The following is a 15,554-nucleotide window of genomic DNA, read 5'->3' as shown; positions in this document are numbered from 1 at the left end:
GCGGCATGAAAGCCTGCTAAGCCTTATAGAGGCGCCGCCGCGAAAATCTCGCGCAGCCACTGCGCGAACACCCGCACCCGCGACGACAACTGCCGGTTCTGCGGATACAGCACCGAAACCGGCATCGGCGGCGGGGGAAAGTCGGGCAACAGGACTTGCAGACGGCCATCGGCGATTTCTTCACGCACGCGATAACGCGGCACCTGCACGATTCCCAGGCCCGCGACCGCCGCGCCCGTGTACAACTCCGCGCCGGTCACGGAGATGTCGCCGCCGAGATATAGCGCGGTTTCCACGCCATCCACCATGAAGTCGAGCGGCAACGCGCGCCCGCTGCCGCTCGACACGTAGTTCACCGCGCGATGCTTGCTAAGCGTTTCGAGATCGCGCGGCTCGCCATGCGCCGCGAGATACGCGGGACTCGCCACCGTCACCTGTTCCATCAGCGCGACGCGCCGCCCGATCATCGACGAATCCTGCAGCGTGCCGGCTCGCAGCACGCAATCGACGCCTTCGCGCACGAGATCGACGAGCCGGTCGTCTTCGCCGATATGCACTTCGATCTCCGGAAACCGCCGCAGAAAATCCGGCAGCGCGGGCACCACGAAATGCCGCGCGAGCGTGCCTTGCAGATTCACGCGCAGCAGTCCTTTCGGCGCGGCGTGGCGAAACGATCCCTCCGCTTCCTCCATATCCGCGATCAGCCGCACGCAGCGGCGGTAATACGCCTCGCCGTCGTGCGTGAGCCGGACGCTGCGCGTCGTGCGCTCGACCAGCCGCGCGCCGAGCCTTATCTCCATGCGTTTGAGCAGATTCGTGACGGTGGCGCGCGGCATTTGAAGGTCGTCGGCGGCTTGCGTGAAACTGCGCCGTTCCGCGATTCGCACGAATACCTGCATTTCCTGAAACCGGTCCATACGCGCCGTCCGGTGAGATTGTTAAAGTGAATGGAACGATGATGGCGATTCTAGGGTAATGATCTTCGGTTTGGAATGATCGATGATTCATGTCATCAGCTAACTTTCGAGGACATGAAACATGAACAACGCCAAAGTCGCCATCGTCACGGGTGCGTCGCGCGGAATCGGCGCGGCGATCGCGCAACGGCTCGCCGCCGATGGATTCGCGGTCGTCGTCAACTACGCGTCGAGTTCGAAGGAAGCGGACGCGCTTGTCGCGCAACTCAAGGCGGGCGGCGCGGCGGCCATCGCGGTGAAGGCCGACGTCGCGAACGCCGACGACGTGCGCGCGCTATTCGATGCAACCGAAACGCAACTCGGCCGCGTCGATGTGCTCGTGAACAACGCGGGCGTTTTGAAGACGCTGCCGCTCGCGGACACGAGCGACGCACTCTACGATCAGACCTTCGGCATCAACGTGCGCGGTACCTTCAACACGCTGCGCGAAGCGGCGACGCGGATGAACGACGGCGGGCGGATCGTCAATTTCTCCAGCACGACGCTCGCGCTGAACATGCCGGGCTACGCGATCTACAACGCGACGAAAGCGTCCGTCGAAGCGTTCACGCACGTTTTCGCGAAGGAATTGCGCGGGCGCGGCATCACGGTGAACGCAGTGGCGCCGGGTCCGGTCGCGACTTCGCTCTTTCTCGACGGCAAGACCGAGGAACAGATCAAGACCTTCGCCAACATGCCGCCGTTGCAACGGCTCGGGCAACCGGACGATATCGCGCGCGTGGTTGCGATGCTGGTTGGCGCGGACGCGGGGTGGGTCAATGGGCAGATTCTGCGCGCGAATGGGGGGCTGGCTTGAGGCTCCGGTTGTCGGCCAGGCGCGGTGTCGCTGGCGCGGTGCATTGCTGCGGGAACCAGCGCGGCATGAAAATCGACGCGCTGAATCCGATGCAAAGCCGCCTTGCGCTTCCATTCGGCGCTCCCGATATACACCGCGCGGGCGTACTATCAGACGGTATTCGGACCCGTTGCGGCGCAAAGGTCGTCGCCAGAATGGGTCAGCGCACCAAACTGGCGCGGCACATCTCCAGGCGGCGACATCGCGCGGCCTTCGCGCTCGCACGATGCACTTCGTTGAGGCGCTGAGGAGCGCCTCGTCCTCGTTTGGCGCTGCTTACCGCATGACGAAAAATGGCACATCCTTTGCTTTATCGTAAAGACTGATCGAAAACGAACGCGTCGAACAGCCATTGCGCGAGCGGCACCGTGCCGCGCTCAAAAAGGACGCACACGATGCAGATCTACGATGAAATGCGTCACGCCGAATCCGTGCGGCCGCATTACGCACGCTTTTCCCGCTGGCTCTCGGCGCAGAGCGAGGAAACCATCGCGCGCAAACGGGCCGAGGCCGACCTCCTGTTCCGCCGCGTCGGCATTACGTTTGCCGTGAACGGCGACCTTTCCGGCACCGAGCGGCTGATTCCCTTCGACATGATTCCGCGCATCATCCCCGGCGATGAATGGCGCAAGCTCGAAGCCGGTCTGCGGCAGCGCGTGCGGGCGCTCAACCTGTTCATCCACGACATTTATCACGACCACGATATCGTGCGCGCGGGCCGCATTCCCGCCGAACAGGTCTACACGAACGCGCAATACCGGCCGGAAATGCAGGGCGTGCGCGTGCCGCTCGACGTCTACGCGCACGTCGCGGGCGTGGATGTCGTGCGCGCCGGCGACGAAGGCGAGTTCTACGTGCTCGAAGACAATCTGCGCGTGCCGTCGGGCGTCTCGTACATGCTGGAAAACCGCAAGATGATGATGCGGCTCTTCCCCGATCTGTTCGTGCAGAACCGCGTCGCGCCCGTCGCGCACTATCCCGATCTGCTGCTCGAAACGCTGCGCTCGATCGCGCCGGAAGGCGTGGACGACCCGGTGGTGGTCGTGCTCACGCCCGGCATGTACAACTCCGCGTACTTCGAGCACTCGTTCCTCGCGCAGCAGATGGGCGTCGAACTGGTGGAGGGCAAGGATTTGTTCGTCGATGAAAACTACGTGTTCATGCGCACGACGCAGGGGCCGAAGCGCGTGGACGTGATCTACCGGCGTCTCGACGACGACTTTCTCGATCCGCTCGCGTTTCGTGCCGATTCGGCGCTCGGCGTGCCGGGTCTGCTCACCTCCTACCGCGCCGGCCGCGTGGCGCTGGCGAACGCGATGGGCACCGGTATCGCCGACGACAAATCGATCTATCCGTTCGTGCCGGACATGATCGAGTTTTATCTCGGCGAAAAGCCGATCCTGAACAACGTGCCGACCTTCCAGTGCCGCCGTGCCGACGACCTCGCCTACACGCTCGCGAATCTGTCGGAACTCGTGGTGAAGGAAGTGCATGGCGCGGGCGGCTACGGGATGCTGGTCGGCCCGGCGTCCACGCATGAGGAAATCGAGTCGTTCCGCGAGCGGCTGATCGCGCGGCCGCACGGCTACATCGCCCAGCCGACGCTCGCGCTGTCCGCGTGTCCGACTTTCGTGGAAGCAGGCATCGCGCCGCGCCATATCGATTTGCGGCCGTTCGTGCTGTCCGGCCGCGAAGTCACGATGGCGGCGGGCGGACTCACGCGCGTCGCGCTGAAAGAAGGCTCGCTGGTGGTGAATTCGTCGCAGGGCGGCGGCACCAAGGACACCTGGATGGTCGATTAGCGGGTCGATCGCGGGTCATGCAACCCGGGCGCGCCGGACGCGACGCCCGCGCGCTTTCAAACGGAAACGGAACGCCATCATGCTGAGTCGTACCGCCGATCATCTGTTCTGGATGGCCCGCTACATGGAGCGCGCTGAAAACACCGCGCGCATGCTGGACATCAACCTGAAAGGCCTGCTGCTGCCGCAGACGCCCGAGCAGTCGGCCCGCGCGCAGCGTTCTGTCCTGCGTATCTCGGAACTGGAGGCGAGTTTCGCCGAGCGGCATCCCGGCTCGGAATCGCATGAGGACGTGATGCATTTTCTGGTCGCCGACGCAGACAACTCGTCGAGCATCATCGCGTGCCTGCAGGCGACCCGCGAAAACGCGCGCGCCGTGCGCGGCACATTGACGACCGAAGGCTGGGAGACGATCAACTACACTTGGCTCGATTTCAACGAGCGGCTGGCGAAGGGCGAACTCGAATCCAGCCCGGACACGCTGTTCGAATGGGTCAAATACCGCTCGAATCTGTGCCGCGGCGTGATGGTCGGCACGGCGCTCAAGGACGACGCGTTCTACTTCATGCAACTCGGCACGTATCTGGAGCGCGCGGACAACACGGCGCGCATTCTCGACGTTCGTTTCGCCGACGCGGAGCCGAATTCGCGCGAAGCCGCGCGCCAGCTCGAAGATTTCTACTATTGGACCTCGATCCTGAGTTCGGTTTCCGCGCTCGAAATCTACCGCAAGGTGTATCGCGATGTGGTGACGCCGTCGCGCGTCGTCGAGTTGCTGATTCTGAACGCGCAGATGCCGCGTTCGCTGCTCGCGTCGCTGGACGGCGTCTGCGAGACGCTGGTGCAACTGCGCACGAGCGGGTCGAACGAGTGCGAGCGGTTCGCCGGGAAACTGCGCGCGGACGTGCTGTACGCGGATATCCGGCAAATTCTCGAAACCGGCGTGCACGCGTATCTGACGCAATTCCTGAAGCGCGTCGACGAACTCGGCGGACGCGTCATGCAAACCTATCTGATGTTGCCGACCTCCTGACGCCGATTGTGGCAAAAACCGTGGCAAGAACCGTGGCAAAACCGTGGCAAGAACCGTGGCAAAACCGACAAGGACGCATCATGCTGCTGACCATCCGCCACGACACGACTTACCGCTACGCGTCGCCGGTGCAGTACACGATCCAGCAGCTGCGCCTCACGCCCTCGAACGGCGAGACGCAACTCGTGCGGCGCTGGCATGTCGCCACGCCGGGCAAGCTCGACGTCACGCGCGACGCGTACGGCAACACGCTGCACACGCTGGTGCTGACAAAACCGCACGACACGATTCATCTGTCCGTCTCGGGCCAGATCGAAACGACTGAGCTTGCAGATGGCCGCCTGGACGCCGACGCCGGCCGCATTCCGCTCGAACACTACACGTGCGCCACGACCCTGACCGAAGCCGATCCCGCTGTGCGCGAACTCGCCCACAGCGTGCCGGTGCTCGATTCGCCGGCCTCGCTGATCGCGCTGGCGGAGCATATCGAGTCGCGCGTGAACTATCTGCCCGGCGTGACCGAGGTGACGAGCACGGCCGCCGAGGCGCTCGCGTTCGGCAATGGCGTCTGTCAGGACCACGCGCATTTGCTGCTCGCCTGCTGCCGCACGCGCGGTATTCCGGCGCGCTACGTGAGCGGCTACGTCGATCCGGGCGACGTCCCGCACGCGGCGAGCCACGCGTGGGTCGATGTCTGGATAAACCACGGCTGGGTATCGGTGGATGTCACGCACACGGCGTTCGCGAGCGGCAAATACTGCCGGCTGGCAGTTGGGCGCGACTACGAAGCGGCCGCGCCCGTGCGCGGGTCGCGAGTGGGCGGAAAGGAAGAAATTCTGAGCGTGGAAGTTTCGGTAAACGCACAAGTCGAGCAATGACGCGTCTTTTGCCCGAGGATGCGCATCGCATTGCTCAAGCCGCGACAAAAAATTGCCGTAAAAGAAGGGGTGAGATGTGGCGCGCGCGATTCGGCACTTAAATCCGCGCTGATCCGCGCCGCTACAATGGTGACTTGGCCTTTTTTTTCTGGAATCGAAGAATGACTTATTGCGTGGGAATGTGTGTGGACGAAGGACTGGTTTTCCTGTCCGACACGCGCACCAACGCCGGTGTGGACCATGTCAGCGCCGCGCGCAAGATGGCGGTTTTCGAGGAGCCGGGCGACCGCGTCATCGTGATGCTCGCCGCCGGCAACCTCGCGCTGACGCAGGCTGTGATGCAACTGCTGGCCGCACCCGCCGAGAGCGACAAGCCCTCGCTCTACAACGCCCCGAACATGGCCGAAGCCGCGCGAATCGTCGGCGAGGCGGTGCGTGAAGTGCATCGCCGCGATGCGCAATCGCTCGCCGAATTCAGCGTGGACTTCAACTGCAGCTTCATCCTCGGCGGTCAGATCCGCGGGCAGGGGCCGCGCATGTTCATGATCTATTCGGCGGGCAACTTCGTCGAATCGACGCGCGTGAGCCCTTATTTTCAGATCGGCGAATCGAAGTACGGCAAGCCGATCATCGATCGCGTCATCACACCCGCCACGCCGCTCGATGAAGTCGCGAAGTGCGCGCTGATCTCGATGGATTCGACGCTGCGCTCGAATTTGTCGGTGGGACTGCCGCTCGACCTCCTCGTCTACGAGAAGGATTCGCTGCGCGTCACGCGTTTCGCGTCGATCGACAACGACAACGCGTACTACCAGATGATCCATCGCACCTGGGGCGAGCGTCTGCGTCAGATTTTCAGCGAGATTCCGAACCCGGGCTGGACCGATCCCGCCGATGTCCCGCTGCGTCAGCGCGAGTTCGTTCCGACCGTGCCGCGCAACGATGTCTGCGACATGCCCGCCGCGATCGCCCCGGAACCGGACGAAGCGCCCGCGCAGACGCTTGCGCAGAACGACGAGGGCAACGGCACGCAGCATTGAGCGCAGAATTTGAGCGGTACGAAATAAAAAACCCGCCATCGGCTGAGCCGATGGCGGGTTTTTTTCACCCGTCTGCAACAGCGCGCTTTAAACCGCGCGCCGTAGCGGACTTTAGAACTTGTGACGGATACCGACGATCACGATTTCCTGGTGGCTGCTGCCGCTGTCATAGCCGTACGAGCCGATCGAAGCTTGCGCGCTCGACACCGAACCGTCTGCGTTACGCTGGTCGCCGCTTGCGTGCTGGTAACCAGCAAGTGCGTACAGGTCCGTGCGCTTCGACAGCGAGTAGTCGGCGCCCAAGCTGGCTTGGTGGTACGTTGCCGACGTGTCGCCTGCTGCCTTCATGTACGTGTAGCCAGCGCCAACCAGCAGAGCCGGGGTAGCCTGGAAGTTCACGAAGCCAGTGCCGACGTTGAAGTGCTCGCCGCCAACCGACGTGTTGCCGTCATGCTTGTACTGTGCGTTGCTGTACGACGCGCCGACCGTGACCGGGCCGAATGCGTACTGACCTGCCGCGCGAGCGATACCGATCGCGTGAGCCGATTGGTAGCCGCGGTTCACCGGGCTGTTGAACAGCGTGTCCGACGTCGTGCTGTTCCAGCCGCCGACATCGCCCGTCGTCGCGTTCACGACCGGACGGCCGTTCGTCGGGTTGTTCGCGTAGAAGTAACCAGCAGCAAGAGCCAACGGGCCGTTGTTGTACGTTGCCGCACCCGACCACGTCTGACCCTGACCCGTTGCGCCCGCCAGGCCGCTGAACGCGTACAGGCCTTCGAACTGGAAGCCAGCGTAGTTCGGCGAAACGTACTTCACAGCGTTCGAAACACGGAGGCTGTTGTCGTAGTTGTCGATGTCGCCCGGCGTCGCGAAGATCGAGCCGAAGTAGTTGTCGCCCGTGATGCCCTGGACCATGTCAACCAGCGGGTCGTATTGACGACCGACCGTGACCGTACCCCAAGCGTCGCCGGTCAAACCGACGAATGCCTGACGGCCGAATTCGCGACCGCCCTGGCCGAGTGCGCCAGTGCCGACGTCAAAGCCGTTTTCCAACTGGAAGATTGCCTTCAGACCGCCGCCCAGGTCTTCTTGACCCTTCAGGCCCCAACGGTCGCCGGACAGGTTGCCGTTGATCATGCCGACGAGGTGTTCGCCAGCGGCGTTAGCGTTGCTGACATAACCGAAACCGGCGTCGATCACGCCGTAGAGGGTCACGCTGGATTGTGCTTGTGCTGCACCAGCTGCGCCCAACAAGGCCAGCGAGAGGGACGTCAGTGCGAGTCGTTTCATCGAATTCTCCACGCGAATGATTAAAATCGTTGTTGCCGGCGCAGAGAATAACGCAGCGCCTCAGAACTACTGAAATGAAAAAAATAATGTGTCTCGAAAAAAAGACAGTTTCGATGAAGCCCCGTCTGTAAAGGGTTTGGCGTCGTTTCATAGCAACAAACCGGCTGACATAGCAGGTCAAAAAAAGTTCCGCGCCGTCTCATAAATGCTTGGTGAAGCGAAACGAAAGCTATGCCTGTCTTGCCGATTACCTCCAAATTTAGATGCAATCGGCACCGCGCGTGTTGTTTTGCCGACCGAGTGGCCGCCGGTCAGACGTCCGTTTCGTTCTTCGCGGGCTGAACGTTGGCGGCACGAGGCGCATCGCGGCCGCGCAGCAGCGCGAGCGCGAGTCCAGCGCCCGCCGCGAGCATCACGGCGCGCCACGGATGCTCGTGCACCATCTCGTTGGCCTGCGATGCCTTGCGGCCCGCGCCGATCATCGCTACCGCCGTCGCCCGCGTCGCCGTCGTCTCAGCCCGCGCGACCCGCGCCGACAGCGCAAGCGCCGTGTTCAGCGCCCAAACCTTCTTGCGCGCCTTCTGGGTCAATTGCTGCGTGCGCTCGGCCCGCGCGCCGATCGACGATCGCGCGCCCGGCGGCACATAAGGCCCGCGCGGCTTGGAGAGCGCGGGTGAATCGGCGGTGCGCTGCGCTTTGGCCGCGACGGAATCGAGTGTCGACGACGCGAGCATCGAGCCGATCTTCGCCCGGCTTCCCGGCGGCACGTTGCCGCCGTTCTGCACGCCCCACGCGCCGCGCGGATCGTGGAGCCGGGCGCGCGCCGCCGAAAATTCCGCGCCGAGCAGGAGAACGGCGGCGGAGAAATAGAGCCACATCAATAACACTGCAAGCGATCCGGCCGCGCCGAACGAATTCGCCGTGCCCGCGTGCGTCAGATAGAACGCGAATAATTTCTTGCCCGCTGAAAACAGAATGGCTGCGACCAGCCCGCCGACCAGCGCGTCGCGCCACTGCACGGTGGCGTCGGGGAGAAATTTGAGCAAGGCGCCGAATGCCACGGAGAGAATCACCAGACCGGCCCCCAGTTGCACCAGATCGCCGATCACCACGAAGGGCGAGTTGCCCCACAGCCACGTTCCGACAGCCTGGATGGCCGTGTCGAGCACGAGCGAGACGATCAGCAGGAACGCCACGCCGAGCACCAGTCCGAACGAGATCAGCCGGACCCTGACGATGGCCATGACGCTGGATTTTTGATCGCCGGTGAGCGGCCAGACCAGATTCAACGCCGTATTCAGCGATGAAAACGTCGCCGATGCACCGACTGCGAGCAAAACGAACGAGATGATCGCCGCGATGCCCGTGCCGCCGCTGCGGTGCGCGTTCTCCACGATGCTCTGGACGCTTGCCGCGGCCTGATCGCCGAGCATGCCGTTGACCTGATGGAACAACTGGCCGCGCGCGGCCTCCGCGCCGAAGAACCAGCCGGCGACCGCGATCACCATGACCAGCGTTGGCGCGAGCGAAAACGCCGAGTAGAAGGCGATGCTCGCGGCCATCGCGGCGCAGCGGTCCTGGCCGAACTGCTTAAGCGCACCGACCACCCAAGAGGCGTCCTTCTTGACTGCCGACTGGATTTTTTGCGTGGAAAGGGTGCTCATCGCGGACCTCTGCGTCTTGGTGATTGGGCGGGATATGAAAGCCTGCTGTCATTGAGCACGATCCGTTCCACTGACGGCAGACCCACACCGGAAGTGACGAATGATGTAAATATTTAAGAATTCTCCCCTTGCCGCCGATAACCACCGGTACGCCGAAGAAGCCCGCCGCCGGGCAAAATCAGGCGAAAACCTTATAATTGCGTTACCCCACAATGTCATTACAGCCGAGGCGACCCATGTTGCAGATGTCCCGGCGACAGTTCCTGAAGGTCTCCGCGAGTTCGCTCGCCGGATCGAGTCTGGCCCTGATGGGCTTCTCGCCGGCCCCCGCGCTCGCTGAAGTCCGTCAGTACAAACTGTCGCGCACTACAGAAACACGCAATACCTGCCCCTACTGCTCGGTAGGCTGCGGGATCCTGATGTACGGTCTCGGCGACAACGCCAAGAACGCGAAGTCGAGCATCATCCATATCGAAGGCGACCCCGATCATCCGGTCAATCGCGGCACGTTGTGCCCGAAGGGTGCATCGCTGATCGACTTCATCCACAGCCCGAGCCGCCTGAAGTTTCCGGAATACCGCGCGGCCGGATCGGACGAGTGGAAGCGCATCTCGTGGGAAGACGCGCTCGACCGTATCGCCAAGCTGATGAAGGAAGACCGCGACGCCAATTTCGTCGAGACGACGGAAGACGGCAAGAAGGTCAACCGCTGGCTGACCACGGGCATGCTCGCGGCGTCCGCGGGCAGCAACGAAGTCGGCTATTTGACGCACAAGACTGTCCGTAGTCTTGGCATGCTCGCATTCGATAACCAAGCACGTGTCTGACACGGCCCGACGGTGGCAGGTCTTGCCCCGACGTTTGGCCGTGGAGCGATGACGAACCATTGGGTCGACATCAAGAACGCGGACGTTATTCTGGTGATGGGCGGCAATGCCGCAGAAGCACACCCGTGCGGATTCAAGTGGGTGACCGAGGCGAAGGCGCACCGCAAGGCGCGGCTGATCGTCGTGGACCCGCGTTTCACGCGCACGGCCTCCGTGGCCGACTATTACGCGCCTATTCGGACCGGCTCCGACATCGTGTTCCTCGGCGGGGTGATCAACTATCTGTTGACCCACGACAAGGTGCAGCACGAGTACGTGCGTAACTACACGGACTTCTCGTTCATCGTCCGCGAAGACTTCGCGTTCAATGACGGGCTTTATGCAGGCTACAACGCGGAGAAGCACAGCTACGACAAATCGTCGTGGGATTACGAACGCGGCGACGACGGTTTCGCCAAGGTCGACCCGACGCTGCAGCATCCGCGCTGCGTCTACAACCTGATGAAGCAGCACTACTCGCGCTATACGCCCGAGCAGGTCGAGAAAATCTGCGGCACGCCGAAGGATAAATTCCTGAAGGTGTGCGAGATGCTCGCGTCCACCGCCGTTCCCGGCCGCGCCGGCACGGTGCTGTACGCGCTCGGCTGGACGCACCATTCCGTTGGCGCGCAGATCATCCGCACCGGCGCGATGGTGCAGTTGCTGCTGGGCAATATCGGTATCGCCGGCGGCGGCATGAACGCGCTGCGCGGGCACTCGAACATCCAGGGTCTCACCGACCTCGGGCTGATGTCGAACCTGCTGCCTGGCTACATGACATTGCCGATGCAGGCCGAGCAGGACTACGAGGCGTACATCACGAAGCGCGCGACGCAACCGCTGCGGCCGAACCAGTTGAGCTACTGGAAGAACTATCGCGCGTTCCATGTGAGCTTCATGAAGTCGTGGTGGGGCGACAACGTCACCGCCGAGAACAACTTCGGCTTTGATTTCCTGCCGAAACTCGACAAGTCCTACGACATGCTCCAGGTGTTCGAGCTGATGGCGCAGGGCAAGATGAACGGCTACATCGCGCAGGGTTTCAACCCGCTCGCGGCCGCGCCGAACAAGTCGAAGATCGGCCTCGGGCTGTCGAAGCTGAAGTGGCTCGTCATCATGGATCCGCTTGCGACCGAAACGTCGGAGTTCTGGAAGAACCACGGCGAGTTCAACGACGTCGATCCCTCGAAGATCCAGACCGAAGTGTTCCGCCTGCCCACCACGTGTTTCGCGGAAGAGCGCGGCTCGCTCGTGAGTTCGAGCCGCGTACTGCAATGGCACTGGCAAGGCGCGCAGCCGCCTGGGGAAGCGAAGAGCGACCTCGAAATCATGTCGGGGCTCTGGCTGCGCATTCGTCAGGCGTACAAGGAAAAGGGCGGCGTCTACCCGGACCCGATCGTCAAGATGAGCTGGCCGTATGCGGACCCGGAAAGCCCGACGCCCGAAGAACTCGCGATGGAGTTCAACGGCCGTGCGCTCGCCGATGTCACCGATCCGACCGACAAAACCAAGGTGCTCGCGAAGAAGGGCGAGCAACTGGCGAGCTTCGCGCAACTTCGCGACGATGGATCGACGGCATCGGGCTGCTGGATTTTCTGTGGATCGTGGACGCAGGCCGGCAACCAGATGGGCCGCCGCGACAACTCGGACCCGACCGGAATCGGCCAGACGCTGAACTGGGCGTGGGCGTGGCCGGCGAACCGCCGCATTCTGTACAACCGTGCATCGTGCGATGTCGCCGGGAAGCCATTCGATCCGACCCGCAAGCTGATCGCGTGGAACGGAAAGGCATGGACAGGTGCGGATATTCCCGACTTCAAGGTGGACGAGCCACCGGAAAACGGCATGAATCCGTTCATCATGAATCCGGAAGGCGTGGCGCGTTTCTTCGCCCGCGACAGCATGGCGGAAGGCCCGTTCCCCGAGCATTACGAGCCGTTCGAGAATCCGCTCGGCTATAACCCGATGCATCCGAACAACAAGCAGGCCATCAGCAATCCGGCGGCACGCGTGTTCCCGGACGACCGGGCGGCTTTCGGCACGCACGAGAATTTCCCGCATACGGCAACCACGTATCGTCTCACCGAGCATTTCCACTACTGGACCAAGCACGCGCGCTTGAACGCGATCGTGCAGCCGCAGCAGTTCGTGGAGATCGGCGAAGATCTGGCGAAGGAAGTGGGCGTGGTGGCGGGCGACCGGATCAAAGTGTCGTCCAATCGCGGACATATCGTCGCGGTGGCGGTGGTCACGAAGCGGATCAAACCGCTGATGATCGAAGGGAAGAAGGTTCAGACGGTGGGACTTCCATTGCATTGGGGTTTCAAGGGGCTCACGCAGCCCGGCTATCTCGTCAATACGCTGACGCCTTCCGTGGGCGACGGGAATTCGCAGACACCGGAATTCAAGTCGTTCCTGGTCAAGGTCGAGAAGGCATAGGGGATAAGAGATGGCACTGCAATCACTGGATATCAAACGCGTTTCGGCGACCACCACGCCGCCGCCGCAGGTTCGCGAACCTGTGACGGGAACCGTCGCGAAGCTGATCGACGTCTCGAAGTGCATCGGCTGCAAGGCTTGCCAGACGGCCTGCATGGAGTGGAACGACCTGCGCGACGAGGTCGGCCACACCACCGGCGTGTACGACAATCCGCGCGACCTGTCCGAGCATTCTTGGACGGTCATGCGCTTCTCGGAATACGAGAACACCGAAGGCGACCTGGAGTGGCTGATCCGCAAGGACGGCTGCATGCATTGCGAGGACCCGGGCTGTCTGAAGGCATGTCCGTCGCCGGGCGCGATCGTGCAGTACACGAACGGCATCGTCGATTTTCACGAGGAAAACTGCATCGGCTGCGGCTACTGCGTGACGGGTTGCCCGTTCAACGTGCCGCGCATCTCGAAGCAGGACAATCGCGCGTACAAGTGCACGCTCTGCTCGGATCGCGTCGCGGTCGGACAGGAACCGGCCTGCGTCAAGACCTGCCCGACCGGCGCCATTATGTTCGGCACGAAAGAGGACATGAAGCAGCAGGCGTCGGACCGGATCGAAGACCTGAAGGAACGCGGTTTCGAGAACGCCGGTCTGTACGATCCGGCGGGTGTCGGCGGCACGCACGTCATGTACGTTCTGCATCACGCCGACAAGCCGACGCTCTATCACGGCCTGCCCAAGAATCCGCGTATCAGTCCGATGGTCGCGCTGTGGAAGGGTCTCGCCAAGCCGCTGGCGCTTGCCGGTATCGCGGTGGCGGCGGTCGCGGGCTTCTTCCATTACACGCGTGTCGGTCCGAACGAGGTGACGGAGGAAGAGGAACTCGAAGCCCAACACGAGGCCAGTGAAGCGCGTCGCGCGAAGGAGCGTTCCGATGAAGCACGCTAACGAAGGTAACGAGGCCGGCAACGAAGCCGGCCTGCGCCGCGACGTGAAGGGCAATGCGCTGATCGAGCGCTACACCCCGAACGAGCGTAGCAACCACTGGATCACCGCGATCAGCTTCGTGCTGCTCGCGTTGTCCGGGCTCGCCATGTTTCATCCGGCGATGTCGTTCCTGTACTTCGTGCTCGGCGGCGGGCAGTGGACACGCATCCTGCATCCGTTCATCGGCTGCGTGATGTTTCTCTCGTTCCTGATTCTGGCGCTGCGTTTCTGGCACCACAATTATCTGGATAAGAGCGACATCCAGTGGATGAAACAGATCGACGATGTGCTTGCCAATCGCGAAGACAAGCTGCCCGAGATCGGCAAGTACAACGCCGGACAGAAGCTGCTATTCTTTACGATGGTCGCCTGTTTGATCCTCTTGCTGGCAAGCGGAATCGTGATCTGGCGGAAGTATTTCTCGTTCTATTTTCCAATCGAGATCATTCGTCTGGCGGCGGTCGTTCATGCGTTCACGGCGTTCGTGCTGATGGTCGGGATCGTCGTGCATATTTATGCGGCGCTCTGGGTGAAAGGCTCGATCGGCGCGATGACGCGCGGCACCGTGACCTACGGCTGGGCGCGCAAGCATCATCCGCGCTGGTTCAAGGAAATCATCGGCAAATGAGCATCGGCAAATGAGCATCGGCAAATGAGCATCGGCAAATAAGGCGTGCTCCGGCGCACGCGCCGGACATTCCGTTCAAGGCTTCAAAGCCGGGCCGCCGCCTTCTGATGAGGCGGCGGCTCTTTCGTTTCAGAGGTGGACACGTGGTCCAACGTATTCTCGAAGCCGGTGAGATCGAATCGATCGATCACACCGCAATTCCCCGACTTCGCATGCCCGAGCGCGGCACCGTGTTCGCGGCGCGCGCGTCGCGTCTGCGCGAACTCGCGGACAATAATCCTATCGGCGGTTATCTGCGCCTGATGGCGGCGCTAGCCGACGCACAGCAGACAACGCTGTCGAATTTCGCAGCGACGCCGCCGAGCGCGGAACTCATCGCGAGTGCGCAACAGCATTCGATGCCGCTCATTCCCGCGCTTTCCGGCGCGCGCGACGCCGCGTGGCGCGACGTGTTGCTGCGTCTCCTGGACGCCATCGAAGCGGCCGGGTCGCTGACCCCGCCGCTCGCGGAGCTCATTGCCAAGTTGCGCGCGCTCGACGCGGAGCAACTCGACGCGCAGGCCGACGCGATCTTCGCGCAACGTTTCGCGGAAGTCGATACCGCCAGCGCGCCGTTCATCGTGGCGGCGCTGCAAGTGGTGTGGACCGATCTGGCGAGCAAGATCGACAAGCGCGAGGTTGCGTATATCGATACACCCGGACTCTGCCCGGTGTGCGGCTCGCATCCGGTCGGAAGTCTCGTGCGCGTGGGCGGCGTGTACGACGGCTATCGTTATCTGCAATGCGGTCTGTGCGCGAGCGAGTGGCACATGGTCCGCGCGAAATGCACGAATTGCGATTCCACGAAGGGCATCGCGTATCACGCGATCGGCGACGCCAACGCCGACGAAAGCCAGGAAGCGCGCGACGCCGAAGCGAACAAGGCGCCGCTGAAGGCCGAGTCGTGCGACGAGTGCCGGACGTATCGCAAGATCGGTTATCAGTCGAAGGCCTACGATTTCGAGCCGTTCGCCGACGACCTCGCGAGCCTGACGCTCGATCTGCTGATGGGCGAGGAAGGCTATCGGCGTGCGTCGCCGCATCCGTGGCTCTGGCCGGATCAGTCCGGCCAGCAGTGAGC

The 15,554-nt window shown here is 62.7% G+C and carries 12 protein-coding genes; 9 read left to right on the top strand and 3 right to left on the bottom strand.

Annotated elements, in window-relative coordinates; all coding sequences use genetic code 11:
- Nucleotides 1-23: 23 nt before the first annotated feature.
- Nucleotides 24-917, bottom strand: coding sequence for a LysR family transcriptional regulator (locus AC3D25_RS29560; RefSeq protein ID WP_488892024.1), 894 nt, complete (start codon nt 915-917; stop codon nt 24-26).
- A 121-nt stretch (nt 918-1,038) separates the two neighbouring features.
- Here AC3D25_RS29560 and AC3D25_RS29555 point away from each other — a divergent pair, with 121 nt between their 5' ends.
- The 5 genes from AC3D25_RS29555 to AC3D25_RS29535 all read left to right on the top strand — a co-directional run bounded on the left by AC3D25_RS29555 (nt 1,039) and on the right by AC3D25_RS29535 (nt 6,565).
- A complete protein-coding gene (locus AC3D25_RS29555) occupies nt 1,039-1,773 on the top strand; it encodes an SDR family oxidoreductase (RefSeq protein WP_488892023.1) in 735 nt (244 codons plus the stop codon).
- 434 nt (nt 1,774-2,207) lie between these two features.
- On the top strand, nt 2,208-3,614 hold the full coding sequence (locus AC3D25_RS29550; RefSeq protein ID WP_488892022.1) for a circularly permuted type 2 ATP-grasp protein: 1,407 nt from the start codon (nt 2,208-2,210) through the stop codon (nt 3,612-3,614).
- Between the two features lie 79 nt (nt 3,615-3,693).
- Nucleotides 3,694-4,647, top strand: a complete 954-nt coding sequence (locus AC3D25_RS29545; protein WP_488892021.1) for an alpha-E domain-containing protein — start codon at nt 3,694-3,696, stop codon at nt 4,645-4,647.
- A gap of 80 nt (nt 4,648-4,727) precedes the next feature.
- Complete coding sequence (locus AC3D25_RS29540; RefSeq protein ID WP_488892020.1) at nt 4,728-5,525, top strand: transglutaminase family protein; 798 nt, start codon at nt 4,728-4,730, stop codon at nt 5,523-5,525.
- A 161-nt stretch (nt 5,526-5,686) separates the two neighbouring features.
- Nucleotides 5,687-6,565: a proteasome-type protease gene (locus tag AC3D25_RS29535; protein WP_488892019.1), complete on the top strand. Its 879-nt coding sequence runs from the start codon at nt 5,687-5,689 to the stop codon at nt 6,563-6,565.
- Between the two features lie 111 nt (nt 6,566-6,676).
- Here AC3D25_RS29535 and AC3D25_RS29530 read toward each other — a convergent pair whose 3' ends face one another.
- Together AC3D25_RS29530 and AC3D25_RS29525 are read right to left on the bottom strand one after the other, a co-directional pair.
- Complete coding sequence (locus AC3D25_RS29530) at nt 6,677-7,855, bottom strand: porin (RefSeq protein WP_488892018.1); 1,179 nt, start codon at nt 7,853-7,855, stop codon at nt 6,677-6,679.
- Between the two features lie 311 nt (nt 7,856-8,166).
- The gene (locus AC3D25_RS29525; protein WP_488892017.1) at nt 8,167-9,519 is read right to left on the bottom strand and encodes a YihY/virulence factor BrkB family protein; all 1,353 of its coding nucleotides are present in this window, start codon (nt 9,517-9,519) and stop codon (nt 8,167-8,169) included.
- 236 nt (nt 9,520-9,755) lie between these two features.
- On the opposite strand from AC3D25_RS29525, the gene fdnG reads away from it, so the two are divergent.
- The 4 genes from fdnG to fdhE all read left to right on the top strand — a co-directional run bounded on the left by fdnG (nt 9,756) and on the right by fdhE (nt 15,552).
- On the top strand, nt 9,756-12,824 hold the full coding sequence (fdnG, locus tag AC3D25_RS29520) for a formate dehydrogenase-N subunit alpha (protein ID WP_488892016.1): 3,069 nt from the start codon (nt 9,756-9,758) through the stop codon (nt 12,822-12,824).
- Nucleotides 12,825-12,834: 10 nt separating this feature from the next.
- Nucleotides 12,835-13,767 carry a formate dehydrogenase subunit beta gene (gene fdxH / locus AC3D25_RS29515; RefSeq protein WP_488892015.1) on the top strand — a complete coding sequence of 311 codons (933 nt, stop codon included), beginning with the start codon at nt 12,835-12,837 and terminating at the stop codon, nt 13,765-13,767.
- A complete protein-coding gene (locus AC3D25_RS29510; RefSeq protein ID WP_488892014.1) occupies nt 13,754-14,434 on the top strand; it encodes a formate dehydrogenase subunit gamma in 681 nt (226 codons plus the stop codon). The genes fdxH and AC3D25_RS29510 overlap by 14 nt, the downstream gene beginning before the upstream one ends.
- Nucleotides 14,435-14,577: 143 nt before the next feature.
- Nucleotides 14,578-15,552, top strand: coding sequence for a formate dehydrogenase accessory protein FdhE (fdhE, locus tag AC3D25_RS29505; RefSeq protein WP_488892013.1), 975 nt, complete (start codon nt 14,578-14,580; stop codon nt 15,550-15,552).
- Nucleotides 15,553-15,554 lie beyond the last annotated feature (2 nt).

This window comes from Caballeronia sp. SL1002, from assembly GCF_057814995.1.
The sequence above is the reverse complement of the archived record's forward strand: the minus strand, read 5'-3'. Positions and strand labels throughout refer to the sequence as shown.